The organism is Pantanalinema sp., assembly GCA_036704125.1.
Classification (GTDB): domain Bacteria; phylum Cyanobacteriota; class Sericytochromatia; order S15B-MN24; family UBA4093; genus JAGIBK01.
The window spans coordinates 31,620-56,164 of the sequence record DATNQI010000033.1 but is presented as its reverse complement, the minus strand read 5'-3'; the positions used below and the strand labels follow the sequence as shown (position 1 = coordinate 56,164).

The 24,545-nt window shown below is 68.7% G+C and carries 28 protein-coding genes; 12 read left to right on the top strand and 16 right to left on the bottom strand.

Annotation, left to right across the window (positions count from 1 at the left end; all coding sequences use genetic code 11):
- Positions 1-8: 8 nt before the first annotated feature.
- The gene (locus V6D00_05150) at positions 9-944 is read right to left on the bottom strand and encodes a hypothetical protein (protein ID HEY9898549.1); all 936 of its coding nucleotides are present in this window, start codon (positions 942-944) and stop codon (positions 9-11) included.
- A 157-nt stretch (positions 945-1,101) separates the two neighbouring features.
- On the opposite strand from V6D00_05150, the gene V6D00_05145 reads away from it, so the two are divergent.
- From V6D00_05145 to V6D00_05120, 6 genes are all read left to right on the top strand, one after another.
- Entirely contained in the window at positions 1,102-1,809 is a 708-nt protein-coding gene (locus V6D00_05145; GenBank protein HEY9898548.1) for a hypothetical protein, read from the top strand.
- A 10-nt stretch (positions 1,810-1,819) separates the two neighbouring features.
- A complete protein-coding gene (locus tag V6D00_05140; GenBank protein HEY9898547.1) occupies positions 1,820-2,353 on the top strand; it encodes a gamma carbonic anhydrase family protein in 534 nt (177 codons plus the stop codon).
- 123 nt (positions 2,354-2,476) lie between these two features.
- The gene (locus tag V6D00_05135; GenBank protein HEY9898546.1) at positions 2,477-2,626 is read left to right on the top strand and encodes a hypothetical protein; all 150 of its coding nucleotides are present in this window, start codon (positions 2,477-2,479) and stop codon (positions 2,624-2,626) included.
- A 1-nt stretch (position 2,627) separates the two neighbouring features.
- Positions 2,628-2,825, top strand: a complete 198-nt coding sequence (locus V6D00_05130; protein HEY9898545.1) for a hypothetical protein — start codon at positions 2,628-2,630, stop codon at positions 2,823-2,825.
- A gap of 79 nt (positions 2,826-2,904) precedes the next feature.
- Positions 2,905-3,864, top strand: a complete 960-nt coding sequence (gene fmt, locus V6D00_05125) for a methionyl-tRNA formyltransferase (protein ID HEY9898544.1) — start codon at positions 2,905-2,907, stop codon at positions 3,862-3,864.
- A 341-nt stretch (positions 3,865-4,205) separates the two neighbouring features.
- Positions 4,206-4,592 carry a response regulator gene (locus tag V6D00_05120; GenBank protein HEY9898543.1) on the top strand — a complete coding sequence of 129 codons (387 nt, stop codon included), beginning with the start codon at positions 4,206-4,208 and terminating at the stop codon, positions 4,590-4,592.
- Positions 4,593-4,662: 70 nt separating this feature from the next.
- On the opposite strand, the gene folK is transcribed toward V6D00_05120, so the two are convergent.
- The 7 genes from folK to V6D00_05085 all read right to left on the bottom strand — a co-directional run bounded on the left by folK (position 4,663) and on the right by V6D00_05085 (position 8,823).
- Positions 4,663-5,160: a 2-amino-4-hydroxy-6-hydroxymethyldihydropteridine diphosphokinase gene (folK, locus tag V6D00_05115; protein ID HEY9898542.1), complete on the bottom strand. Its 498-nt coding sequence runs from the start codon at positions 5,158-5,160 to the stop codon at positions 4,663-4,665.
- Positions 5,161-5,164: 4 nt separating this feature from the next.
- Entirely contained in the window at positions 5,165-5,524 is a 360-nt protein-coding gene (gene folB, locus V6D00_05110; protein HEY9898541.1) for a dihydroneopterin aldolase, read from the bottom strand.
- Positions 5,517-6,386 carry a dihydropteroate synthase gene (folP, locus tag V6D00_05105; GenBank protein ID HEY9898540.1) on the bottom strand — a complete coding sequence of 290 codons (870 nt, stop codon included), beginning with the start codon at positions 6,384-6,386 and terminating at the stop codon, positions 5,517-5,519. The genes folB and folP overlap by 8 nt, the downstream gene beginning before the upstream one ends.
- A gap of 139 nt (positions 6,387-6,525) precedes the next feature.
- Positions 6,526-6,954: a roadblock/LC7 domain-containing protein gene (locus V6D00_05100; GenBank protein HEY9898539.1), complete on the bottom strand. Its 429-nt coding sequence runs from the start codon at positions 6,952-6,954 to the stop codon at positions 6,526-6,528.
- Positions 6,955-7,105: 151 nt separating this feature from the next.
- Positions 7,106-7,837 (bottom strand): tRNA (guanosine(37)-N1)-methyltransferase TrmD, encoded by a 732-nt coding sequence (gene trmD / locus V6D00_05095; GenBank protein HEY9898538.1) that lies wholly within the window; start codon positions 7,835-7,837, stop codon positions 7,106-7,108.
- Between the two features lie 3 nt (positions 7,838-7,840).
- A complete protein-coding gene (rimM, locus tag V6D00_05090) occupies positions 7,841-8,371 on the bottom strand; it encodes a ribosome maturation factor RimM (GenBank protein HEY9898537.1) in 531 nt (176 codons plus the stop codon).
- Positions 8,371-8,823: a YlqD family protein gene (locus tag V6D00_05085; GenBank protein HEY9898536.1), complete on the bottom strand. Its 453-nt coding sequence runs from the start codon at positions 8,821-8,823 to the stop codon at positions 8,371-8,373. The genes rimM and V6D00_05085 overlap by 1 nt, the downstream gene beginning before the upstream one ends.
- Before the next feature lie 189 nt (positions 8,824-9,012).
- Between V6D00_05085 and V6D00_05080 the strand changes: the two genes are divergently transcribed.
- Both V6D00_05080 and V6D00_05075 read left to right on the top strand, forming a co-directional pair.
- Complete coding sequence (locus V6D00_05080; protein HEY9898535.1) at positions 9,013-9,558, top strand: ComEA family DNA-binding protein; 546 nt, start codon at positions 9,013-9,015, stop codon at positions 9,556-9,558.
- Position 9,559: 1 nt separating this feature from the next.
- Entirely contained in the window at positions 9,560-11,935 is a 2,376-nt protein-coding gene (locus tag V6D00_05075; protein ID HEY9898534.1) for a DNA internalization-related competence protein ComEC/Rec2, read from the top strand.
- Positions 11,936-11,948: 13 nt separating this feature from the next.
- Here the strand turns inward: V6D00_05075 and V6D00_05070 are convergent, their stop codons facing one another.
- Positions 11,949-12,803 (bottom strand): hypothetical protein, encoded by an 855-nt coding sequence (locus V6D00_05070; protein ID HEY9898533.1) that lies wholly within the window; start codon positions 12,801-12,803, stop codon positions 11,949-11,951.
- A gap of 142 nt (positions 12,804-12,945) precedes the next feature.
- Positions 12,946-13,125, bottom strand: coding sequence for a hypothetical protein (locus V6D00_05065; GenBank protein HEY9898532.1), 180 nt, complete (start codon positions 13,123-13,125; stop codon positions 12,946-12,948).
- Between the two features lie 265 nt (positions 13,126-13,390).
- Between V6D00_05065 and V6D00_05060 the strand changes: the two genes are divergently transcribed.
- The 4 genes from V6D00_05060 to V6D00_05045 all read left to right on the top strand — a co-directional run bounded on the left by V6D00_05060 (position 13,391) and on the right by V6D00_05045 (position 18,338).
- Positions 13,391-14,569: an acyl-CoA dehydrogenase gene (locus V6D00_05060; protein HEY9898531.1), complete on the top strand. Its 1,179-nt coding sequence runs from the start codon at positions 13,391-13,393 to the stop codon at positions 14,567-14,569.
- 73 nt (positions 14,570-14,642) lie between these two features.
- A complete protein-coding gene (locus V6D00_05055; protein ID HEY9898530.1) occupies positions 14,643-15,560 on the top strand; it encodes a DMT family transporter in 918 nt (305 codons plus the stop codon).
- 11 nt (positions 15,561-15,571) lie between these two features.
- Positions 15,572-16,939 carry a 5'-deoxyadenosine deaminase gene (locus tag V6D00_05050; protein ID HEY9898529.1) on the top strand — a complete coding sequence of 456 codons (1,368 nt, stop codon included), beginning with the start codon at positions 15,572-15,574 and terminating at the stop codon, positions 16,937-16,939.
- A 31-nt stretch (positions 16,940-16,970) separates the two neighbouring features.
- Entirely contained in the window at positions 16,971-18,338 is a 1,368-nt protein-coding gene (locus tag V6D00_05045) for an 8-oxoguanine deaminase (GenBank protein HEY9898528.1), read from the top strand.
- A gap of 5 nt (positions 18,339-18,343) precedes the next feature.
- Here V6D00_05045 and V6D00_05040 read toward each other — a convergent pair whose 3' ends face one another.
- The 6 genes from V6D00_05040 to moaA all read right to left on the bottom strand — a co-directional run bounded on the left by V6D00_05040 (position 18,344) and on the right by moaA (position 24,499).
- A complete protein-coding gene (locus tag V6D00_05040) occupies positions 18,344-18,928 on the bottom strand; it encodes a nucleotidyltransferase family protein (protein HEY9898527.1) in 585 nt (194 codons plus the stop codon).
- Positions 18,925-19,764, bottom strand: a complete 840-nt coding sequence (locus tag V6D00_05035; GenBank protein ID HEY9898526.1) for an XdhC family protein — start codon at positions 19,762-19,764, stop codon at positions 18,925-18,927. The genes V6D00_05040 and V6D00_05035 overlap by 4 nt, the downstream gene beginning before the upstream one ends.
- Positions 19,761-22,031 carry a xanthine dehydrogenase family protein molybdopterin-binding subunit gene (locus tag V6D00_05030; protein HEY9898525.1) on the bottom strand — a complete coding sequence of 757 codons (2,271 nt, stop codon included), beginning with the start codon at positions 22,029-22,031 and terminating at the stop codon, positions 19,761-19,763. Before V6D00_05030 ends, V6D00_05035 begins: the two co-directional genes overlap by 4 nt.
- Positions 22,021-22,557, bottom strand: a complete 537-nt coding sequence (locus V6D00_05025) for a (2Fe-2S)-binding protein (GenBank protein ID HEY9898524.1) — start codon at positions 22,555-22,557, stop codon at positions 22,021-22,023. Before V6D00_05025 ends, V6D00_05030 begins: the two co-directional genes overlap by 11 nt.
- Entirely contained in the window at positions 22,541-23,365 is an 825-nt protein-coding gene (locus tag V6D00_05020) for a xanthine dehydrogenase family protein subunit M (GenBank protein HEY9898523.1), read from the bottom strand. The genes V6D00_05025 and V6D00_05020 overlap by 17 nt, the downstream gene beginning before the upstream one ends.
- A gap of 144 nt (positions 23,366-23,509) precedes the next feature.
- On the bottom strand, positions 23,510-24,499 hold the full coding sequence (gene moaA / locus V6D00_05015; GenBank protein HEY9898522.1) for a GTP 3',8-cyclase MoaA: 990 nt from the start codon (positions 24,497-24,499) through the stop codon (positions 23,510-23,512).
- Between the last annotated feature and the right edge of the window lie 46 nt (positions 24,500-24,545).

The following is a 24,545-nucleotide window of genomic DNA, read 5'->3' as shown; positions in this document are numbered from 1 at the left end:
AGACAAGCTTAAGAATGAACCGCCACCAGCAGCATCTCGCCCTCGGCACCCTCGCCCATGCCCAGGTGCTGCTGGGCCACCAGCTCGCGGCCCGAAAGCCAGCTCGGGTGATCGCCCCACAGCGCGTCAAGCTCCTCGGTGCGGTACTGGATCGCCCAGATGGGGATGTGCTGGAGGCTCGCGAAGAGGGCCTCGACCCCCTGTCGGTACTCGTCGGCCGGCGCGTAGAAGGGGTTGTCGCGGTAGAAGGCGCTCAGGTCGGCCTCGGGCTCTCCCTGGAACCAGGCCTCGAGGAGCCACGAGCGCAGGTCGATGGCGACCAGGGGCGGCTCCAGGTAGAGATAGCAGGCATCCGCCTGGACGCTCGGCGCCACGGCGATCGGCGCCCCGCGGCGCACGTCGTTCGAGGCGCCGTTGTCCCAGACCCACTGGTTGGCGCGCTTCAGGTAGAGGGAGAGGGCGCTCGGGCTGGCGCTCGGGGTGCCCGGCTGCTCGAGGCGCTTGATCCAGTTGTCGATCATCCAGGCCACCGCCACCAGCGCCAGGTCGCGCTCGTAGCCCGAGAGCGCCTCCAGCTGCTCGCGCCAGTAGCCGAGATGGGCGGCCTGGGCCTCGTCGAAGAAGTGGCGCTCGACCCAGGGCGAAAAGCGCGGGTAGGCGGCGAGGGTGGGGGGAGTGGCGGCCGAGAAGCGCGCGATCGCCTCGGGGCTCAGGCGCGTGGCGTTGTTCGCGTTGAGGGCGCGGCTCGCGCCCGTGGTGCTCTCGAGCAGCTCGCTGCCGAGGACCCGGACCCCGTTGCGCTTGAAGGCGTAGAGGTTCGCCCCGAGGCCCGCGAAGGGCTCGTAGAGCGACTTGACCCCCAAGGGGGCGAGCGCCTCCCAGGCCAGACCGGGCAAGGGGGTCTTGGGCATGGCCTGCTGCATGAAGTCGGGACGTCCCCCCAAGGCGGTGCTCCTTCCTGCGGATCGCTACTGGCTGCTTATACCCGCCCTGAGCGCCTTTCATCTGGCGATCGGCCCCAGGGGCGGCGGGGGCAGATTTACGAAAGATTAAGCATCCATTAAAATCAAATTGCAAGTCGATTCACCCGCAGGAGGTCCCATGCGCTCGCTTCATCGCCTGATCGCCGTCGCGACCCTGGTCGCCGCCACCTTCACCACGGGCTGCGGCCTCGTCCCCGGCCTGAACCTCGAGAGCCCGACCCGGGTCCGCGCCCAGGCCGACGCCCAGGCCGACGCGGTCGTCGCCGAGGTCAAGCGCGCCTGGACCGGCCTCAACACCGTCTCGGGCGCCGTCTCCTTCTGGGAGAAGAAGGGGAGCGAGCAGAGCAGGAGCAAGGCCGACTTCTACTGGAGCCGCCCCGGCAAGCTGCGCGCCAACGTCACCGAGGCCGACTCCATGCTCAAGCGCGGCGCCAAGATGGTGTACCTGGGCGATCGCAAGATCACGGTCAAGGTCGGCTTCATCAAGAAGACCATGGCCTATGACGACCCCCAGGTGCTCTCGCTGCGCGGCTACCGGATCGACCAGACGGATCTCGTCGCCCTGGTCAACGGCCTGCTCGATCCCGGCGCCACGCTTCGCCACGTGGGCACCGCGACGATCAACGGCCGAGCGGCGGACCTGATCGAGGCCACCGGCGAGCGCTCGCTCTTGCCCGATCTCGCCGTGGTGCGGATCGCGGTGGACAGGCAGAGCCGCATGCCAAGCCAGGTCGAGGGTTTCGAGGGCGGCTCGGTGGTGTTCCGCGCCCAGGTACCGGCGTTGACGCTCAACCCGGCCCTTTCCAACGACCTCTTCGAGTTGTAGAATCAGTCGCATGACTGAAGACCTCGAGATTTCCCGCAACTTCCAGCTCGTCGACGACCTCAAGGTCGCCGCCACCGCCTGGATCGCGCCCAACGCGACCGTGGTCGGCGACGTCAAGATCGAGGAAGACGCGAGCGTCTGGTTCAACTGCGTCATCCGCGGCGACATCGCCCCGATCCGCATCGGCAAGGGCGCCAACGTCCAGGATGGCTGCATCCTCCACGTGGGGGCCAAGCACCCCTGCACCATCGGCGATCGCGTCAGCCTCGGCCACGGGGCCATCGTGCACGGGGCGACCATCGAGGAGGACTGCCTCATCGCCATGCGCGCCACCGTGCTCAACGGGGCGGTCGTCGGCAAGGGCTCGATCGTGGGCGCCGGGTGCGTCGTGCCCGAGAACATGATCGTCCCGCCCAACTCGCTGGTGGTCGGCGTGCCGGCCAAGGTGATCAAGGAGATCACCCCCGACCAGCGCAAGGGCATCGAGATGACCGCCGAGGCCTACGTGGGTTACGCGCGCGGCTACAAGCGCCGGTTCGGCTAGACCGGGGCCTGGCCGACTCGCCGCTTGTTTTAACTAATGTGAAAATCAGGCAAGTCCCCGGAAGGCCGGGGCGATAGACTCCGCGAGGGGACTCAATCGCAACTTGCCCGAGAGGAGCTCCAGATGAGCCTGATGCAGTACGTTCAACACCTCGAGACCGTGATCGAAGACGAAGCCGACGCCCAGCGCAAGGGCCTGCTCGTCGCTTACAAGCGCCACGTCGAGATCGCCGCCGAGGAGACCCACGCCTTACAAGTCGAAGTGTCGGTGTAGCATGAAGACGACTTACAGCCGCGAAGCCTTCGTCAAGAGCCCCACCGCAGACCTCTCCCTGAAGATCGACGACATCCTGGACCGCCGCTACCAGAGCTCCCGGGAAACCGACAGCGAGCCGGAAACCGGCGAGGACACGGGTCAGAGCCCCCTCGACAAGGTGCGCTCGCTGCTCAAGGGCATCTCTTCCCGCAAGTAGGTCGACCCCAGCACTTTTCGGCCTTCCGTCATCGGCGGAAGGCCTTTCCACGTTCCCCCCCCACGCACGGAGCACCCCCTTGCCCAAGTCCATCGTCTTCATGGGAACCCCCGCGTTCGCAGTCCCCTCGCTCGAGGCCCTCCTCTCGGCCGGTTACGACGTCAAGGCCGTCTTCACCCAGCCCGACCGCCCCGTGGGCCGCGGCAAGCAGATCGCCATGCCGCCGGTCAAGGCGGCTGCCCTCGAAGCAGGCATCCCGGTCCACCAGCCGCAGCGCCTGCGCGGAAACGAGGAGGCCTTCGCCACGCTCAGGGACCTTGCCCCCGACCTGATCGTGGTGGTCGCCTACGGCCAGATCCTGCCGGAGTCGATCCTCGAACTGCCGCCTTTCGGCTGCATCAACGTGCATGCCTCTCTCTTGCCGCGCTATCGAGGCGCCGCCCCCATCCAGTGGGCCATCCTGAACGGGGACACCGAGACCGGGGTCGCCACCATGCAGATGGAGAAGGGCCTGGACACCGGCCCCATGATCCTCACCGCGCAAACCCCGATCGCCCCCGAGGAGACGGCCGACGCCCTGTCCCAGCGCCTCTCGGAGATCGGGGCCCGGACCCTCGTCGAGACCCTCCCTGCGTGGTTCGAGGGAACCCTGAAGCCCACCCCGCAGGACAACGCCCAGGCCACCTACGCCCCCATGCTCACCAAGGCCATGGCCGAGCTGGACTGGCGCCAGGGAGCCCCGGCCCTTCACCAGCGGATCCGGGCGCTGCATCCGTGGCCCGGCACCTCGACCGTGCTCGGCGAAGCGATCGTGAAGATCCTGAAGGCCAGCGTGAGCGATCGCGATCCCGCGGGCGCCCTGCCCGGAACGGTCCTTTCGATCGGCCCCGCGGGCTGGGAGATCGCCTGCGGCTCAGGCGTCCTGCGCATCGAGCAGGTCCAGCTCCCCAACAAGAAGGCGCAGAGCGCCGACGAGGCCGCTCGCGGCTGGCGGGAGATCAAGGTGGGCAGCCGGTTCGAGGTGCCCACCGAGGCCTGAGCACGTGATCGCCATCACGAAGCTTCACAAAAACCCTCGCTAGTTTGTTAACAATTGTATACGACCGGGTACACGACCATAAGCCCGGCCGTCGCTGCCGTTCGACGCCCTCAGGAGGATGACAGCGCGACGTGGAGCCTTGTTGTCATAGGTCGCAAGCATCAAGTCAACACGGTGCGCTAGGGTGGCTTTGCACAAAAGTTTGCGAAGTTATTGACAAAATTATTCATAATTCTTATGATTTTCGTGAAAGGGTCAGGCAGGGGTATCTCACCCGACGACCTGACCGGACGGCGAGGGAGGCGAGACCCGCCTCCGCGCGTGGAGAAAGGGACATGGCCATGAAGCGCATTCTTGTGGTCGACGACGATCCGAACTCGCGCAAGATCGTCGAGCTCATGCTCATGTCTCACGGTTACTCCCTGCTCTTCGCGGAAAACGGCCTGCACGCCGTCGAGGTCGCGTTGCACGAGCGGCCGGATCTCATCCTGATGGACATGCTGATGCCCATCATGAACGGCCACGAGGCCACCCGCCGCATCAAGGAACATCCGAACGGTTCCGAGATCCCCGTCGTCGCCCTGACGGCCCTCGCCTTCGAGAGCGATCGCCGCGAGGCCCTCCAGGCCGGCTGCAACGGCTACCTGTCCAAGCCCTTCAACCGACGCGAGCTGGTCGAGACGGTCAAGACCTTCCTCCCGGACCCCCAGCGCCACGCGCTCGCCTGAGTTCAGCCCAGAACGCCAGTCGGCCCCGGTGATTGTCACCGGGGCCGACTGGCGTTCTGGCGGGTTCGGCTTACTGCTGCTGCATCTCCAGCTCGCGGACCTCGGTCTTCCGGTCCACGCCCTCGGCGAGCTCGGCAATCTCGAGCCCGAGGATCGGATGGACGGCGTCCGGGGCAATCTCGGCCAGGGGAACCAGGACGAAGGCCCGATCGTGCATGCGGATGTGGGGGATCTGGAGCCGCGCCTCGGCGAGCAGCTCGTCGCCGTACAGCAGGATGTCCAGGTCGATGGTGCGCGGCCCCCAGCGCATGATGCGCTGGCGCTGGAGCTGCTTCTCGATCCCCTGCAGGGCGTCCAGCAGGGGCATGGGGCGCAGCGCGGTCTGGATCTCGGCGACCGCGTTGACGAACCACTGCTGGTCGGGATACTCCAGCGGCTCGGTCTCGTACAGGGATGACACTTTCGTCACCTCGATCAGCGGGTGCTTCTCGAGGAGTTCAATCGCTCGCTTGACGTAGTCGACGCGATCGCCGACGTTGGATCCGAGCCCGAGGTAGACCGTGGCCATGTCCTTATCCTTTCTGTCGCACGATTTCGATCGAAACCGTCCCCGTCAGATGGGGAATCGGCGCGCGGGGCTTCTCCACCCGCACGACGACGTTCTGGGCGCGCGGGACGTCCAGCACGCGCGCGGCGATCGTCTCGGCGATCGCCTCGAGCAGTTGAAACTGGGTCTCGGAGACGACCTCCTTGACCATCTTCACCAGATCCACGTAGCTGATGCTGTCGTGAATGTCGTCGGAGAGACCCGCCTGGCGCAGTTCGCACCCGACCTCCACGTCCACGACGAGCGTCTGCCCGAGGGCGCGCTCCTCCGCGTAGACGCCGTGATAGCCGTAGGCCTCGATCCCCCTGATCCGGACCTTATCCAAGGGTTCCCCCCTTCGCGCCGCGCACCACGGCGTCCGCGACCCGCACGGTCCGCACGGCCTCGCGAACGTCGTGGACGCGGACGATGTCCACCCCGTCCCGGACGGCGAGCGCCACGGTGGCCATGGTGCCCTCGACCCGCTGATCAACGGGCAAGTCGAGCAGGTGACCGATGAACCCCTTGCGAGAGGTTCCAAGCAGCACGGGCGCGCCGAGCATCCGGAAGACCGGCAGGTGACGCAGCAGGGCGAGATTTTGGTCGAGGGTCTTGCCGAAGCCGATCCCGGGATCGACCGCGACGCGGTCCAGGCCCTCGGACCGAGCCTGAGCCAGCCTGGCTCCGAGGTAGGCGCGCACCTCGGCGACCACGTCGTCGTAGCGCGGGGCCTGCTGCATGGTCCGGGGGGTGCCCTGCATGTGCATGGCCACGCCCGCCGCCTTGTGCCGCGCGATCGCACGACGCATGGCAGGCTGCTCCAGGCCCGAGATGTCGTTGACCAGGTGCGCACCGGCCGAAAGGGCGGCGTCCGCCACCTCGGCCTTGCAGGTGTCGATCGAGATGGCCGCATCGGTCTCGGCGCGAAGCGCGCGGATCACGGGCACGACCCGCTCGCGCTCCTCCTCGGCCGACACCGCGAGCGAGCCCGGGCGGGTGGACTCGCCGCCCACGTCGATCAGGTCGGCCCCGTCGGCGAGCATGCGCCGGGCGTGAGAAAGTGCCGCCTCCACGGTGCCGTGCGTGCCGCCGTCGGAAAAGGAGTCGGGAGTCACGTTGAGGATGCCCATCACGTAAGTGCGATCGCCCCACGCGAAGGTGCGCGTACCGAGCGTCCAGGGCGCAAGGTCGTGCGGCGCCGATGCCAAGGGGGCAATTTCAGGCGGCAAACCAGGGCGCAACCAAGTCCTCGCTTCCTACGAACGGTCCAAAACCAGCAGTGGCGCCCCCAGTATAGCACCACTTCCGGCCAAGCAACGATCGAATCGAAGGATCCGAGGAGGAAGGCTACTTGCCGGTCTGCATCTGGCTGAGCTGAGCCGACAGGGCGACGGCCGCCTGCTGAGCCTGGACCTTGACCAGGCCGGTCTTGCTCACGTCGTTGAAGATCACGACCAGGATGTCGTTGGTGCCCAGGGCGGACATGAAGATCGAGGCCTTCTCGCCCTGCTGGAACATGGCCTGGAACTCGGTCTCGCCGATCAGGCGCGCGACCGCGCGGGTCGAGGCGAAGGCGCCGGCCACCAGGCTCGCGATCGCGGTGGTGTCGAGCCCCTGCACGTCCCCGTCGGTGGCGATCATCTGGCCGCTCTTCTCGACCAGCATCGCCGCGTCGGCGTCCACGTCCTTGACCAGGTCAGCAAGCAAGTGCTGGATCTTGGCGATCCCCTCTTCGGTGACGACGAAGTTCGTCAGGATGCGGTTGAGTTGGGACAAGATGCACCTCTGGCTCGTGTGGGGACGGGCGGACCACTCCGATCTTACCCGTCCAAGTCGCTTGGCTAACTCGAGGACATCCAGCAAAACCAGGCATGTTACGACTGTTGGCCGCCGTGGGCGGCTCGAAGGAACAGTTTTGCCGGACGCCCTACGGCTCCCAGCCGCACTGCTCCTTGAGGAACTTGAGGTCCTTGCGGTCCAGGGGCGCCGAGGCCAGCAGCTCGGGGCGCCGCTGGAAGGTTCGCAGCAGGGCCTGATCGCGCCGCCAGCGCTGGATAGCCCCGTGGTTCCCCCCCCGCAGGATCTCGGGGACCTGCCACCCCCGGAAATCCACCGGGCGCGTGTAGTGCGGGTAGTCGAGGATGCCGGTGTAGAACGAATCCTCGCGCGTGGATTCCTCCTTGCCCACCACCCCGGGGATCAGGCGAACGATGGCGTCGAGCATGACCATGGCGGGCAGCTCGCCGTTGGTCAGGACGTAGTCGCCGATGGAGTACTCGTCGGTGACCAGGTGCTCGCGCACGCGCTCGTCGAAGCCCTCGTAGTGACCGCAGAGGAACATGAGGTGCTCCTCGGTGGCCAGGGCGTTCGCGTCCGCCTGCTCGAAGCGCTTGCCCTGCGGGCAGGTCATGATGATGCGGGTGCGCTCGGTGCGAGGCAGGCTCTCGACCGCTGCGAAGACCATGTCCGGCTTGATCACCATGCCGGCGCCGCCGCCGAAGGGACGATCATCGGCCATGCGGTGCTTGTCGGTCGAATGCTCGCGCATGTCGTGGATGCCGAGGTCGAGATGGCCCGCCTCCTGGGCGCGCTTGATCATGCTCTCGGTCATGGGCCCCGTGAACATGCCGGGGAACAGGGTCAGGATGTCGATCCGCAAGCTTCAGGACTCCAGCAGGCCGGGGACGGGGGTGATCCAGACCTCGCGCGCCTCGGCGTCCACCTTCGAGACGAAGGCGTCGACCCAGGGGATCAACAGCTCCTTGCCGTCCGGCCGCGCGATCTCGAGCAGCTCGTTGCCCCCCGAGATGATGGCGGTGATGGTCCCGAGGACCTCGCCGGTCTCCTGGACGCGCGCGGCCATGCCGATCACGTCCGCGTAGTAGACCTTGCCCTTGGGAAGGGGCGGGGCCTCGCTGCGCGGGATCTGGATCAAGGAGTCGCGCAGGGCATCGACCGCCTCGGGGGTGGCGTACTCGCGGAACTTGACCAGCACGGTCTCGGCCCCGGCGAGGCGCGCCGCCTCGATGTGCAGGGTGACGCGCTCGCCGCTCGGGCGCAGGCAAAAGATGCGCCCGAGCTTCTTGAAGCGGGCGGGGTCGTCGGTCATCGGATCGACCTTGACCTCGCCGCGAACGCCGTGGGGCTTGAGGATCCGGCCGACCGATATGTAGCGTTCGGCAGTCTCGCTCATTACGCCATCATCTCGGGGGTGCGGATCTCGACGACCACGCCGTCCTTGACGATGACCTCGGGCGAGGAGAGCTTGAGGTACAGGTTGTCGCCGATCGCCACGTCGACGAAGTTGTCGACCTGGGCCTGGACGAACTCGGAGCCGATGTCGAGCTGGCCGATCATGTTGAGCTTCTGGAGCATGTCGTTCTTGGCCGCCATCAGCTGGCCGCGCTCGCCCTCGATCTGCTGCTTGATGCCCTCGATCTGCTGCTGGACCATGGGGCCGGCGGGGGTGATGTTCTTCTTCTCGAGGTCGGCGATCGCGCGCTTGCCCTGGAACTCCAGCTGCTGGAGGTTCATGTCGACGTTCTGCAGGGCGGCCTGGAGCTCGGCCGAGGCCTGCTGCTTGAAGGTGTCGGTGACGATCGCCTTGATGATGACCTGGCGACGAAGGTTGAGCGATTCGGCCATGATGCGATGATCCTCTCTGTCTTGAAGGGGCGTCATTAATCCGGATTTAGTCGAATTTTATAGAAGTCTACCACGGAATCCCGGAAGCCTGCGCCCCCACAAGGGAAGGGAAGCAAAGGCGGCGATCGGCGGTCATGATTTTGATATAATTAATATCAGTAGTATATTGATCGAAAAAGGAGATCCGCGATGCGCAAGGCCCTCTCGATCGCTTGCCTTCTGCTCGGCTGCCTCGCTCCGAGCGCCCGCTCGGAGCCCCTGCTGCTCGAGGGCGGCATCCACGTCCAGGTCAAGGGGCTGGTGAAGCAACCGGGGGTCTACCAGCTGCGCCAGGGCGCGCGCGGCGCGGACGCCGTCCAGGCGGCAGGCGGCCTGTTGCCCGGAGCCGAGCTCGCGGGCCTCAACCTGGCCGCAGCCCTCGCCGACGGCGAGTCGCTCTGGGTGCCAAGGCACGGGGCGAGCGCGGGCACTCTCGACTCGCCGGCGCGCGAGGCTCGGCGCGCACGCCGAGGCGGCGCGGCCTCGACTCCCGGCGGGGCTTCGCGCCCCGTCGCCCTCAACACCGCGACCCTCTTGGAGCTTGACGCGTTGCCGGGGATCGGCCCGGCCATCGCGGGCGACATCATCGCCTACCGCAAAAAGCAGGGGGGCTTCCGCAGCCTCGACGAGCTCCGCGAGGTACCGGGCATCGGCGAGCGCAAGCTGAGCCGCTTGCGGCCCTTCCTCAGGCTGTGACGTGCGAACGGCGATCCTGGCTCTGGCGAGCTGGTGCCTGGGGATCCTCGCGCCGCTCCAGGCGCCGTGGCCGGCGCTCGCGCTGGCGCTCGCGGGCCTCGGGCTCTGGGGGCTCGGGCGCCGGCACCTGAGGCCCTGGCTTTGGCAAGGCGTGCTGGCCACGAGCCTGCTGGTCCTTTCCATGGGCTGGAGCCAGCTGCGCTCGGCGCGCGAGGCCCACGACGACGCGGCGAGGCTCGCCCCCATGCGCTGGCTGGTCGTGAGCGGGCGGGTCCGGACGGATCCCGTCGCCACCCAAGGCGGCGCGCGCTTCGAGCTCGAGCCGGAACGCATGAGCGCCCCCTATCCAGGCCGCCTGGGCGGCCGGGTGCTGGTCAGGCTCGCGGGCTCAGAAAGGCCACGGCTCGGCGATCGGATCAGCCTCGAGGGCGGCCTCTATCGCCCGGAAGCCCCCGCGAACCCGGGCGAGGGGTCGTACCGCGACGCCCTGGCGCGGCGCGGCCTGTTCGCGGTGCTGAGCGCGCGCCGCTGGGAGCGGATCGAGGCGGCCCCCTGGAGTCTCGCCGGGATGGCGATCGCGCTCAAGGAGAGCGCCATGGTCGCCCTGGGCGCGCACCTGCCCCCCGAGGAGGCCGCGCTTCTCGGGAGCCTGCTGCTCGGCAGCGGCGCCTCCCCTCTCGACCCCGAGGAAGCCGGTCGCTTCCGGGACGTGGGGCTGGCCCATGTCCTCGCGGCCTCCGGCGCGCAGGTGCTGATCGTGCTCGGCGCCCTCAAGGGACTCTGCGCCGCTCTTCGCATGAAGCGGCGCTTCGCGGTCCCGCTCGCCGGCGCGGGGATCCTGGTGTACGGCCTCATGACGGGAATGCCCCCCTCGATCGCCCGGGCCGTGATCATGGCCGAGGCCAACCTCCTCGCCTGGGGCGCCCGGCGCCGCGCTCGCCGCCTCTGGCCGCTCATGATCGCGGTCTGGGCCATGCTCCTGCACACCCCCTCCATGATCCTGGATCTCGGCTTCCTGTTCAGCGCGCTGGCCACCTACGCCCTGCTCGACACCGCCCCGCTCCTCCAGGGACGCCTGCAGCGCCTTCCGGGCTGGCTGGCCGGCGCCGTCGCCACCTCCCTCTCGGCACTCATCTGGGTCACGCCCCTGCAGCTCTCGGTCTTCGGGCAGGCCTCGGCCTGGGCGCTTCTAGCCAACCTTTTGGCCATGGGCTTCGTGGAGGCGCTTACCCTCGCCGGCGCCGTGGTGGTCCCGCTGACGGCGACGGCCCATGCGATCGGGATCGACGGGGCCTGGCTCCAGCCGCCCTTCGTGCTGCTGAGTCTCCTGCTGCGGGCCTTCCGGCTCTGCGTCGGGCTTCTCCACGGCCTGCCCGGCTCGAGCCTCTACCTGATCCCTCTCGGCCGGCTCGGCGGCGGCGCCCTTTACCTCCTGCTCCTCTGGGGCCTGCGCTGCGCGAAGCACGCGCGGTACGGGGGCCTTCTGCTCTCGGCGATGCTTTCGATCGCGCTGGTGCTGGGGCGAGGCCTGCCTCGCGCCGGCGAGCTGGAAATCACCGTCCTGAGCGTGGGACAAGGAGATGCGATCGCGATCAAGACCCCGCGCGCCCGGTGGTTCCTGATCGACGCGGGCCCTTGCTGGGAGGGGGGAGATGCGGGCGAGCGCACGATCCTGCCCTTCCTGCGGCGCCAGGGGGCCACGCGCCTGGCGGGGCTCATCGTGACCCACCCCCACCTCGACCACCTGGGCGGCGCCGGCGCGATCCTCTCGGCGCTGCCCTGCGAGGAGGTGCTGGAGAACGGCCAGGCGAGCGAAGAGGCCGCGCATCGCGACCTCTTCGCCGCCATGCTGCAGCGCAGGGTGCCATGGCGATCGGCCCGGGGGGGAGAGACGCTGTGCCTCGAGCCGGGGCTCTTTCTGGACGTGCTCGCCCCCGAAGCGCCGCTGCTCGCCGGCACGCGATCCGACCCCAACAACAACTCGGTGGTCGTCAGGCTCCGCTACGGCGCGTTCAAGATGCTCTTCGCGGCCGACATCGAGCACGAGGCCGAAGGGCGCCTGGTGCGGGCTCAGCGCGCCGGGCTTGCGGCGACGCTGCTCAAGGTGGCGCACCACGGCTCGCGCTACGGCTCAAGCGCGGAGTTCCTGGACGCGGTGGGCGCGAGCGCGAGCATCGTCTCGGTCGGCGCGCGCAACACCTTCCGGCACCCGTCCGGCGAGACGCTCGCGCGCCTGAGTCGGCGCGGCCCCGTCTACCGGACCGACCGGGACGGGGCCGTCACGGTGCGAACCGACGGGCGGCGCTACCGGATCGAGACGGTGAGGGGCACGCAAGGGCACGGGGACCGGAGCCTGACGGCTCCGGTCCCCGGCTGATGGGCAGCGTTGATTACTGCTCGCTGGGCTCGACGGCCTCGGTGTCGGGGATGGTCGATTTCTCGGTCTGACCGCTCTCGCCATCGGTCACGACGACCGTCGCATCGGTCGCGGTGTCGCCCTGGGTGAGCTCGGCGTCCACCTTTTGGCGCGAATCGGTGACCTTGGTGACGACGGTGCCGTCCGCGCTCTTGGTGATCGCGATGGTGACGACCGAGCCATCGAAGCGCGTGATGGTGCCCTGGCCCGACTCGGTGCCGTCGGCGGCCTCGACGCGGCTCCACTCGACGGTCTTGGTCTTGCCGTCCTTACGGGTGAAGACGCTCTTGAAGGTGGAGGTCCAGGCGCCGTCCTCGCCGAGCTTGCGGTGGCGATCGCTGACCAGCGTCATGCCGTTCTTGTGGCTGAGCTCGAAGTGCACCGTGACCTCGACCAGCTTGCCGTCGGCGTCGACGACCTTCTCGACCGTCCGCACTTCGTTGCCGTGGCGGCCGTTGACGTCCATCTTGACCTTTCCGGTCTTGCCGCCGCGATCGTTAGGATCCTCGGAGCGCTCGGCGTGGCGGATGCCGCCGCGGGCCTTCTCGAGGCGGGGCTTGGCACGCTCCTTGAAGCGATCCATAGGAGCGCCCTTCGCGTCGCCGAGGCCCATGGTGGCGTAAGAGGCGTCATCCGAGATCACCGACGCGATGCTCATGTCGGCATCGGTCTGGAGCGCGACCAGCGAATCGTTGATCATCGCCTGGGCCGCGGCGAGATCCGACTGGCTGAGCTTTCCGAAGAGACTGGTGGGCAGCATCGCGCAGCCGGCCATCGAGACCGTGGCAGTTGCCGCGAGCAGGACCATGGTGAAACGCTTGTTGAACATCGCCGCTTCCTTTCCTTGAAGACGCGAGTGCGACCGCTTGGTTGTTCGAATCATCGCACAAGACGCCCGCAAAGAGATCCGCCGGATGGCCCCCGCGAGGTAGGCCATTTGGCGGATCGAAGGGACGGCGTCGCCGGAACGCTCAGTCCGCCGGAACGACCGGCTGCTCAACGTGCTCCAGCGCCTCGACGCACCCGTAGCAGGAGGCGAAGACGTCCAGGATGTGCTCGGCACGCCCCTGTTCGGCGGGCAGCGGAGTCCTGAGATCCCAGACCAGGCGGGTCAGCTCCAGCGCCATCTTGAGGCGCGCGTCTCGGTCCATCGTGAACTCCCTCCTTCAGAGCATCCCGATCGTAGCGGTGCCCTGCGGCCCCGACGCAGATCCAAAACGGAGAAACTCCGCGCGCCCGAGCGCCCTGCCGGTCCCTGGTCCCCGCGCGAGGGTTAACCCCGGGTTAATCCCTCGGTTGAAAAACGCCGCCAGCGCGCCTATAATGGACGCGCCGTGCCGCTTCATGCCCGAGGCGACCGCCAGTCCCTGCTGCACGCCCGATGCGTCGGCGGCAGATCGCACAGAGAGGATCACCATGGCCACCACGATGCTCAACAGCCCCTACTCGGCCACCAACCTGTACGGGCTCACCGACGAGCAACTGCAGCTCCAGGAGATGGTTCGCGAGTTCGCCAAGCGCGAGGTCGCCCCCATCGCCGCCGAGATCGACGAGACCGAGCGCTTCGCCAAGGAGACCTTCGACAAGCTCGGCAAGCTCGGCCTGATGGGCGTGCCCGTCCCCGAGGCCTACGGCGGCGCCGGCTCCGACACCATGAGCTACGTCCTGGCCGTCGAGGAGCTCGCCAAGGTCTGCGGCTCGACCGGCCTCTCCTACGCGGCGCACATCAGCCTGGGCTCCATGCCCCTGGTCTACTTCGGCTCCGAGAAGCAGAAGCAGGACTGGCTGCCCTTCGTGACCTCGGGCGAGTACATGGGCTCGTGGGCCCTCACCGAGCCCCAGGCGGGCTCCGACTCGGCGCGCCAGCAGACCACCGCGGTCCGCGACGGCGACCACTTCGTCCTCAACGGCGCCAAGAACTTCATCACCAACGCCACCCACGCCAAGTACGTCATCGTCATGGCGATGACCGACAAGAGCAAGGGCAACAAGGGCATCTCGAGCTTCATCGTGCCCACCGACACCCCCGGCTTCGCCATCGACAAGCACGAGCGCAAGATGGGCATGCGTGGGTCGCCCACCACGGCCCTCTCGTTCCAGAACTGCCGCATCCCCGCCGAGCTGATGATCAGCGAGGAGGGCACCGGCTTCAAACAGGCAATGAAGACCCTCGACGGCGGCCGGATCTCGATCGCCGCCCTCGCCCTGGGCATCGCGACCGGCGCCTACGAGGCGGCCCTCGCCTACGCCAAGGAGCGCGTGGCCTTCGGCCAGAACATCGGCAAGTTCCAGATGGTCCAGGCCATGCTCGCCGACGCCGCCACCGAGCTGCACGCCGCGCGCATGATGGTCTACCACGCGGCGCGCCTCAAGGACGCCGGCCTTCCCCACACCCTCGAGGGCGCCCAGGCCAAGCTGTTCACCTCGGAGGTCTCGAACCGGGTCACCAACAACGCGGTGCAGATCCTCGGCGGCTACGGCTACACCAAGGACTTCCCGGTCGAGCGCATGATGCGCGACTCCAAGCTGTGCGAGATCGGCGAGGGCACCAGCCAGATCCAGCGGATCGTCATCGCCCGCAACATCGGCCTCTAGACCTCTGCCCCGGGGCAGGGAGGGTCGCCCCTCCCTGCCCCGGGCGTTTTTCCGAACCCTTCAAGGAGCAAACGTGAACCCTCAACTCATGCCGATCGCCATTCTCGTCCTGGTGGCGATCGGTTGGGGCCAAGGCTTCCCCCTCGTCCAGATCGCCCTCCAGGAGCTCACCCCCTTCGAGGCCATCCTCCTGCGCCTGGGCATCGCCGCCATCGCCCTCACCCCGTTCCTCTTCGTTCACCGCCGCAGCCTCAAGGGGCTCTCCGCCAAGACCCTCGGCCTCGTCGCCCTGCTCGGCCTGATTGGCCTGGCGGGCTTCAACCTGTTCGCGACCATCGGCCAGGGCATGGGGACGCCGGCCGGGATCACCGGGGTCCTCGTCTCGAGCAGCCCCATCTTCACCGCGATCCTCGCCCGGTACGTGTCCAAGGAGCGGGTCCCGACCCGCCGCAAGATCAGCCTGCTCATCTCGTTCGCGGGCGTCGTCCTGGTCACGGCGAGCACCGGCCTGGCCGGCGGCGGCTCGCCGCTCGCCGTGCTCATCATCCTCATCGCCCCCCTCTGCACGGCCCTCGCCTCCGTGCTCAGCCAGTTCATCAGCAAGCAGCTGCCGCCCCTCTTCAGTACCGCACTGGCCATGTGGATCGCCACGCTCGCCATGCTGCCCGCAGTGCCGATGCCGCGCCTGTCGGCCCTTGCATCCGGCCTGTCCCCGACGACCTGGGGGGCGATGCTGGTGCTGGCCCTTTTCTCGACGGCCTTCAGCTACGCCGGCTGGTACTGGGGCTTCAGCAAGTTGCCTGCCGCGAAGGCCGGGGCCTTCGCCTACCTGGTGCCCGTCTTCGGGCTCGCGGGCTCCTTTGCCATGCTCGGCGAGCGCCCGGATCCGATCCAGTGGGTCGGGATCGCCATCGTCTTCGTCGGCATGGCCATGGACCTGATGCGCCGCCCCGTCGCCAGCGAATCCGCCCCGAGCGCGGCCACCCTCTGAGGAGTTCGTCCATGCAACGGTCCACCACCCTTTTCACGAACGCACGCCTGGTCACCATGAACGCGCGGCGCGACGTGCTGCGCGCGGATCTCCTGGTCGAGAACGGCCGGATCGCCGGGATCGGCCCCGGGCTCGCGGCTCCGGCCGACGCCGAGGTGATCGATTGCCAGGGTCTCACCTTGATCCCGGGCCTCATCCAAACGCACATCCACCTCTGCCAGACCCTCTTCCGCGGCCTGGCCGATGACCTGCTGCTGCTCGACTGGCTCAAGGACCGGATCTGGCCCTTCGAGGGCGGCCACGACCCCGACAGCCTGGAGACCTCCGCCTACCTCGGAATCGCCGAGCTGTTGCGGGGCGGCACCACGACCATCGTGGACATGGAGACCGTTCACCACACCGATCGCGCCATCCGCGCCATCGAGCGCTCGGGGATCCGCGCTCACGTGGGCAAGGTCATGATGGACGCGGGGGGCGGGGTGCCTGAAAGCCTGATGGAGGGCACCCACGACTCGCTGAGCGAGAGCATCCGACTGCTCGAGAAATGGCATGGGGCCGACGAAGGCCGCATCCGCTACGCCTTCGCCCCGCGCTTCGCGGTCTCGTGCACCGAGGAGCTGCTGCGCAAGGTCGGGGAGGCGGCGCGCCACTTCGGGGTGCTGGTCCACACCCACGCCTCCGAGAACCAGGACGAGATCGCCCTGGTCATGAACGAGCGCGGAAAGCGCAACGTGGCCTACTTCGAGCACCTGGGCCTCGCCGGCCCCAACCTGCTCTTGGCGCACTGCATTTGGCTGGACGAGGCCGAAAAGGAGATCCTGGCCCGAACCGGCACCAAGGTGCTGCACTGCCCTTCCTCCAACCTGAAACTGGGCTCGGGCATCGCACAGGTCCCCGACCTGCTGTCGCGCGGGATCCACGTGTCGATCGGCGCGGACGGCGCGCCCTGCAACAACAACCTCGACGGCTTCCAGGAGATGCGCATGGCGGCCCTCATCCAGAAGCCGATCCACGGCCCAACCAGCATGCCGGCCCCCCAGGTCTTCGCGCTCGCCACCCTCGGCGGGGCGCGGGCCATCGGCCAGGAGCACGAGCTGGGCAGCCTCGAGGTGGGCAAGCGCGCGGACGTGGTCGCCGTCGCCCTCACCGGCTCGCACGTGGTGCCGAGCACCGAGGAGAACGTCTACTCGCAGCTCGTCTACGCGGCCCGCACGACGGACGTTCGGATGACCATGGTCGACGGGCGCATGGTCTACCGGGACTCGCAGCTGCTCACCTTCGACGAGGCCGCCGTCCTGGCCGAGGTCCCCCAGGCCCTGGATCGCGTCCTGAAGCGGGTCGGCGCTGCTGGCTCCTTGCTCTCGTCCGGGGTAAGATAACGCCTGTCCCCTTAGGCTGACGGGAGGGCCCATGTCCACCATCCTGCTGAGAAACCTCCAGGTCGCGCCCATGACGGCGAACGCCGGCGAGTGCGTCACGATGGACCTGCTGATCGAGGGCGATCGCCTGGCCGATGCAGCGACCAGCGACGCGATCCCGGACGAGATCCTCGACCTGCGCGGTCACCTCGCGATCCCGGGGCTGGTCAACACCCACCACCACCTCTACCAGACCCTGACCCGCGGCCTTCCCGCGGCGCAGAATGCCGAGCTCTTCGAGTGGCTAACGACCCAGTACCCCATCTGGGCCGGGCTCGACGCCGAGATGGTCTACTGGAGCGCGGTGTGCGGCCTCTCCGAGCTCGCCCTGTCGGGCTGCACCACGGCAAGCGACATGTTCTACGTCTTCCCCAAGGGCTCGGACGTGACCCTCGACGCGGTGATCCGGGCGGCCAAGGACGTTGGCATCCGCATGCACGCCGGCCGCGGCTCCATGTCGCTCGGCAAGAGCGCCGGGGGGCTGCCCCCCGACTCGGTCGTGCAGGACTCGGACGCCATCATGGCGGACGTCGAGCGCTTGGTCGCCAAGTACCACGATCGAGGCGACGGGGCGATGACCCGCATCGACCTGATGCCATGCTCGCCCTTCTCGGTGACCAAGGCCATCATGGCCGAGACGCGCGACTTCGCGCGCAAGCACGGCCTTCTGCTCCACACCCACCTGGCCGAGACGCTCGACGAGGAGCGCTTCTGCCTCGAGACCATGGGCGTGCGCCCGCTCGGTCTGCTCGAGGAGCTGGACTGGCTGGGTCCGGACGTGTACCTGGCCCACGGCATCCACTTCACTGACGAGGAAGTCGCCCTCTTGGGGCGGACCCGGACGGGCATCGCCCATTGCCCGAGCTCCAACATGCGCCTGGGGTCCGGCATCGCCCGGGTCCTCGAGCTGGTCGAGGCCGGTGCGCGGGTGGGACTCGCGGTGGACGGTTCGTCGAGCAACGACGGCGGCTCCATGCTCGCCGAGGCCCGCCAGGCGCTCCTGCTGGGGCGCATGCGCTACGGCATGAAGTACTCGGCCCACGAAGCCCTTCGCCTCGCCACCCGCGGCGGCGCGGAGGTGCTCGGCCGTCACGAGATCGGTTCCATCGCCCCCGGCCAGATGGCGGACCTCGCCATCTTCGACCTATCGGACGTGGCCTACGCCGGGGCGGGGATCCACGACCCGGTGGCGGCGCTCTCCCTCTGCCAGACCACCAAGCCCCGCCACGTCTTCGTCAACGGCCGGGCCATCGTCCGGGATGGCCGCCTCACCACCCTCGACCTCGAGGAGGCGGTACGCAAGCACAACCGGCTGGCCAAGAAGCTGGTCGACAAGGCGGCCGCGACGAGTCTGGCCTGAGCGCGTCAGCGCGAGGCGACGATGGCCTCTGCGTAATCCTGAGGCCGGTTCAAGTCCAGGAAGGGCCCCGACACGGGGACTTCGCGCACAGGGTGGCTTCGTACCACCGCGCGGAGTCCCTCGCCTTCCTCGGTGACCCGGCGCAGCTCGTCGAGCAATCTGCCGGCGAACAGCGCGGGATGACCGCGACGCCCCGCTGCGACCGGAAGTGCGATCGGGGTCTCGGGCTCCATCGCGGCCAAGAGCAAGTCGAGGCTCTCGGCTGAAAAGGGCTGGTCCACTCCGACGACCAGCACGGCCTGCGGCGCCGTGGCGAGCGCCTCGAACCCCGCGCGCAGCGAGGAGGCCCTCCCTTGCGGGTAGCTGGGGTTGACGACCACGCGACAGTTCGCCCCCAATCTCAGCTCCGAGCGGATGCGCTCGGCCTCGTGCCCGAGCACGACGATGACCTCGCCGAAGCCGGCGAGGCCATCCATCTGGTGCTGCAAGAGGGGCTTGCCGTGCCAGTCGAGCAGCGCCTTGGGGCTGCCCATCCGCGACGAGAAGCCCGCGGCGGTCACGACGGCCGCGACGCGCTCGCGCGCGATCACGTCGCGGCCTTCTCCTTGGAGGCGGGGATCCGATCGACGAAGGACAGGGGGCGCGCGTCGCGACCGTTGCGATCGGCCTGGATCTCGGCCACGATCGACAGGGCGAGCTCGGCCGGGGACTTGCCCCCGAGATCGAGGCCCACCGGCGATCGCAGCCGGGGCTTCAGGCCCGAGAGGTCTTGCCCCTCGGCTTCCAGGTTCTTGAGGATCTGCACCGTCTTGCGCTTGCTCGCGACCAGCCCCACGTACCGGCAGGGCAAGTGGATGGCCGTGCGTAGCGACTCGGTGTCGGCGTCGGCCGTCGCGATGATCAGGTAATCGCCGGCCTTCCACTCCCGCCGCTTCATCCCCTCGGCGGCGCGGTAGGGGATGATCTCGGTGTCGGGGTAGTTCTCGACGCTGGCCCACTCGGGGCGCTCGTCGATGACCGTCACCGCGATCCCGAGGTGACGCGCGAAGCGAGCCACCTCGATGTTCACGTGGCCGGCCCCCACCAGGACCAGGCGCGTGGGCGGGGCGTAGACTTCCATGAACAGCTGAACCGTCCCCCCGCACATCATCCCGATCCCGTGGGCGTGCTTCTCCGTGAGGTGGTAGGAGCCCATCTTGCTCTTGCCGGTGGCGACGGCCTCGGCGCCAAGGCGCAGAGCCTCCAGCTCGATCTCGCCTCCGCCGACGGTCCCGGCGAGCCGGGTCCCGTCGGCGGCGACGACCATCTTGGCCCCGACCGCGTTGGGGATCGAGCCGCTCGACCCCACGATGGTCACCAGCGCGACCGGCTGGTCTCCCCTCAGGAAGGGGATCAGGTGCTCGAGCGTTTCGCGGCTGGTGGTCAAGGCTTGGCCTTCTGCTGGATGGCGCGCCAAACGCGCTCGGGGGTCGCGGGCAGCTGCGTCACCTGGGTGCCGATGGCGTCCGCGATCGCCGAGAGGATCGCGGGCGGAGTACCGATCAGCGGGGGCTCGCCGATGCCGCGCGCCCCGTAAGGGCCGCCCAGGTCGGGGTGCTCGAGGCCCACCGCCTCGATCTGGGGCACGTCCACCATGGTGGGCAGGATGTAGTCGGTGAAGCCCGGGTTGAGGATCTTGCCCTCGCGGCGCACGACCTCCTCCATCAGGGCCATGCCGAGCCCCTGGGCGACGCCGCCCTCGATCTGGCCGCTCACGAGCTGCGGGTTGATGGCCTTGCCCACGTCGTGGACCGCCACGATCCTCTCCACTTGGACCTCGCCCGTCTCGACGTCCACCAGGACCGAGCAGGCGTGGCTGCCGAAGAGGTAGGTGACGAAGGAGAGGGGCGACAGGCCGTCCTTGCCCTCGGGCACGGTGGGCGGCTTGAACAGGGAGGTCGCCTCCAGCGAGTAGCCGCGCTTGCGGCCCTCGGCGACCACGTCGGAAATCGGGCAGTGGCCGGCCGGGATCTGGTGCCCGACCACGTGGCCCTCGCTCAGCGTCAGGTCGTCCCAGTGGACGCCGACCATGGCCGCGGCGATGTCGAGGAGCTGCTGTTTGAGCTCAGAGGCCGCAAGGCGAACCGCCGAGCCCGTGAAGTAGGTCTGGCGGCTCGCAGAGCTCGAACCGGCCTCGGGGGTCCTGGCGCTGTCGGCCCAGATCACCCGGACCGACTCGGCCGGAACGCCGCACTCCTGGGCTGCGATCTGCGCCATGGCCGTGGTAAGGCCCTGGCCGACCTCGACCGCGCCGGTGTACAGCTCCAGCGCACCGTCCTCGGCGAAGCGCACCCGCGCGCGCGAGGCGTCGGGGAAGCCCCCCCCGTAGCCGAGGCCGAAGCAGAAGCTCGAGAGGCCGTAGCCGCGCCTGAGGTGAGGCTTATCGGTCTCGTAGTTCCTGGCGTCCCACCCGATGCGGCGCTGGGCCTCCTCGAGGCACTCGGCCGCGGTCGCCACCGGCACGATCTGGGTGGTCGTCACCATCTCGCCCTGGCGGATGACGTTCTTGCGCCGGAGCTCCAGGCGGTCCATGCCGAGCTTGTCGGCAAGCAGGTCCATGGTCCCCTCGTAGGCCACCGCCATCTGGGCCGCGCCGAAGCCGCGCATGGCGCCGTTGGGGTTGTGGTTGGTGTAGACGCCGATCACGTCCACGTGGATGTTGGGGACGCGGTAGGGACCGGTGGCGTGGCTTGCGGACTTGCGCATGACGGCGATGCCGGTCGAGGCGTAGGCCCCCTTCTCGGTGTAGGCCTTGACCTCGGCCGCGACCAGGTTGCCCTCTCGGTCAGCGCCGAGCTTGTAGTGGATGCGCAGGGGGTGGCGCTTGTGGCGCGCGGTCATGGACTCGGCGCGGTCGTAGTCCTGGCGCACCAGGCGGCCGGTCTTGAGGGCCGCAAGCCCGAGATAGAGCTGGATGCCCAGGTCCTCGCGCCCGCCGAAGGCGCCGCCGGTCGCGGGCTGGATGCAGCGCACCTTCTCGAGCGGCAGGCCGAGCGCGATCGCAAGCAGGCGCTGCTCCTCGTGGACCCACTGGCCGGAGGCCTCGATGGTGAGGACGTCGCCGTCCATGTAGGCCATGCCGGCCTCCAGGTCGAGGAACGCGTGATCGACGGCCTGGGTCTCGTAGGTGGCCTCGACCGTGACGAAGGCGCCGGCCATGGCGGCCGCGGCGTCGCCTCGCCGGATGGGCTGGTTGCCGAACACGTTGCCGTTCGGGTGGACCGACGGAGCGCCCTCGGCCAGGGCCTCGTCGATGGAGAAGACGCCGGGCAGCGGGCGGTAATCGACCTTGATCGCCTTGAGGGCGCGGTGGGCGATCTTGGCGGTCTCGGCGACCACCACCGCCACCGCGTCGCCGGTGTAGCGGACGAAGCGGCTTGCGATCAGCTCCTGGTCGCGGCTGATCAGGCCGTGGGTGTTGGTGCCGGGCACGTCCTCGGCGGTGTAGACGGCGACCACCCCGGGAAGGGCCTCGGCCTCGCGCTTGTCGATGCCCAGGATCTCGGCGTGGGCGTGCGCGCTGCGCAGGACCGCCACGTGCAGGGCATCGGCACCCGCCAGGTCCCCGCCGTACTTGGTGTCGCCCTTCACCTTGGCCCGGGCGTCGTTGCGGCGGACGGGCGTTCCCACCGGCCCCGAGGTGTTACTCAGCATGGCAACCTCCTGCGCTCGCCTTGGCGGCCTGCACGACCGCATCCACGACCTTCACGTAGCCGGTGCAGCGGCAGATGTTCCCCTCCATCCCCTTGCGGATCTCCTCGGGGGTGGGGTCGGGAATCTTCTCGAGCAGGGCCTTGGCCGAGATGACCAGGCCCGGCGTGCAGTAGCCGCACTGCACCGCTCCGCAGGCGAGGAAGGCCTCCTGGACCCGATCGAGCGTCTGGCCGTCGGCGAGACCCTCGACCGTGACGATCTCGGCCCCCTGGGCCTGGGGCGCCAGGATGAGGCAGGAGTTCATGGGCACCCCGTCGACCAGCACCGTGCAGGATCCGCACTCGCCCTCGTGACAGGCGCCCTTGGTGCCGGTGTAGCGCAGATCCTCGCGCAGCACCTCCAGCAGGGTCGAGAGGGGATGGACCGTCGCCTCGACGGGCTTGCCGTTGAGCGTGCAGCTTAGGCGGTACGTCGCCTGGTCGTCGACCAGGGGCAAGGGAACGAACGGGTTAGACGAGAGCGTCATGCTTACCTCCCTGGAGCTGCGAAAGCAGGCGACTGACGGCGACGCCCGAGACGGCACGGCGATAGTCGGCCGAGGCCCGGTGGTCGGTGATGGGGCGGACCTCCTCGGTGGCGAGGCGGCCGGCCTCGGCAATGGCCTCAGCCCCCAGCCCGCGCTCGCGCAGGAAGGCCTCGGTGCCCGTCAGCCTCAGGGGGGTGGCGGCCACCGAGCCCAGGGCGAGGGCCACCGAGCCGTCCTCCCAGACGCAGGCCCCGGCGCTGACGACCGAGATCGCCACCGAGTGGCGCTTGCCGTTCTTGTAGAAGCCGCTCTTGGCCGGGCGCCGGAAGCGGAAGCCCGTGATGAGCTCGTCGGGGGCGATGGCGGTCTTGCCCACCCCGACGAAGAAGTCGCGCAAGGGCATCGCCCGGGTGCCGCCCACGCCGGCCAGATCGACCGTGGCGTCCAGGGCCAAGAGGGCGACCGACACGTCGCCCGCGGGGCTCGCCGTGCCGACGTTGCCGCCCACGGTGCCGCGGTTGCGGATCTGGGGGCCGCCCACCTGGCGGGCCGCGGCGGCGAGAACCGGGATGGGCCACGCTTCGAGGGCGCGATGGGTGCAGAGGGCGCCGACGTAGCACACGTCGTCCTCGAGGCGCGCCTCGGCCAGATCGCGCAGGCGGCTCAGGTCGATCACGCGCTCCAGCGCGAGGCGACCCTTCTTCATCTGGACCACCACGTCGGTCCCGCCTGCCAGGAAGCGCGCGCCGAGGCCGAACTCAGCCTTGAGCGCGAGCGCTTCCTCGAGCGTCTTTGGTTGGTAGAACATGCACCACCCTCGTCAAGTGTCACCGCAAGGGGAGCGACCGTGAACCCAGGGTCCGCATGGCCACACCCCACCGATCCTAAGGTATCGGAGGTGCGCAAGGCCTGTCAAACGAGGCATGAGCCGGCGACCTCCGAGGAGGGCAAGCTATCCCCCGATGCGGGACATGGTGCGCACGATCGGCGCGTCGGCGCCCCACTCGTGGTGGAGGGGCTTGATCCCGAGCGCCGCACGGACGGTCTCGCGCAGCACGCCCGGGTCGGTCCCGGCGCGGAGCTGGCCGAGCAGATCCTGCTCCTCGGGGCGCATCAGGCATGCCTTGATCTGGCCATCGGCCGTCAGGCGCAGGCGGTTGCACGTATGGCAGAAGTTCTGGCTCATGGGGCTGATGAACCCCAGCGTCCCCACCGCGCCGGCCAGGCGCATCACCCTGGCCGGGCCGTTGCCCGCGATCGCCTCGTCGGACGGCGCGATCCCGTGGCGCTCTGCGATCAGGTCGATCATCTCCTGGATCGGCACGTAGCCCTTCTCATCGAAGAAGGCCTTGTCGCCCACCTGCATCATCTCGATGAACCGCACATGGACCGGCCGCTCGAAGGTGAGCGCCGCGAAGTCCAGGACCTCGTCGTCGTTGGTGCCCGGGATCAGCACGACGTTGAGCTTGACCGGATGGATCCCCGCCGCGATCGCCGCGTCGACCCCGGCGAGCACCTTCGAAAGGTCGCCCCCGCGGGTGATGGCGGAAAAGCGATGGGGCTTCAGGCTGTCCACGCTCACGTTGATGCGCTTCAGCCCCGCGCTCGCCAAAGGCGCCGCGAGCTTCGAGAGGAAGATGCCGTTGGTCGTCATGGAGAGGTCCGAGAGGCCCGGCAGGGCCGCGAGACGCTCGACCAGCGCAGGAAGGCCCTTGCGCAGGGTGGGCTCGCCCCCGGTCAGCCGAACCTTGGTCACGCCCAAGGGGAGAAAGACGTCGCGCAGGAGCGTCACGATCTCGTCGTCCTGCATCACGGCGGCCGAAGGGATCCAGTCCAGACCCTCGGCGGGCATGCAGTAAAGGCACCGCAGGTTGCACCGGTCGGTCAGCGAGAGCCTCAGGTAGGTGATCGTCCGCTGGTACGAGTCGACGAGCCGCTCCATCAGTACTCCTTTTTCCGGGGCGAGGCGATTGGACCATTCAATCGGA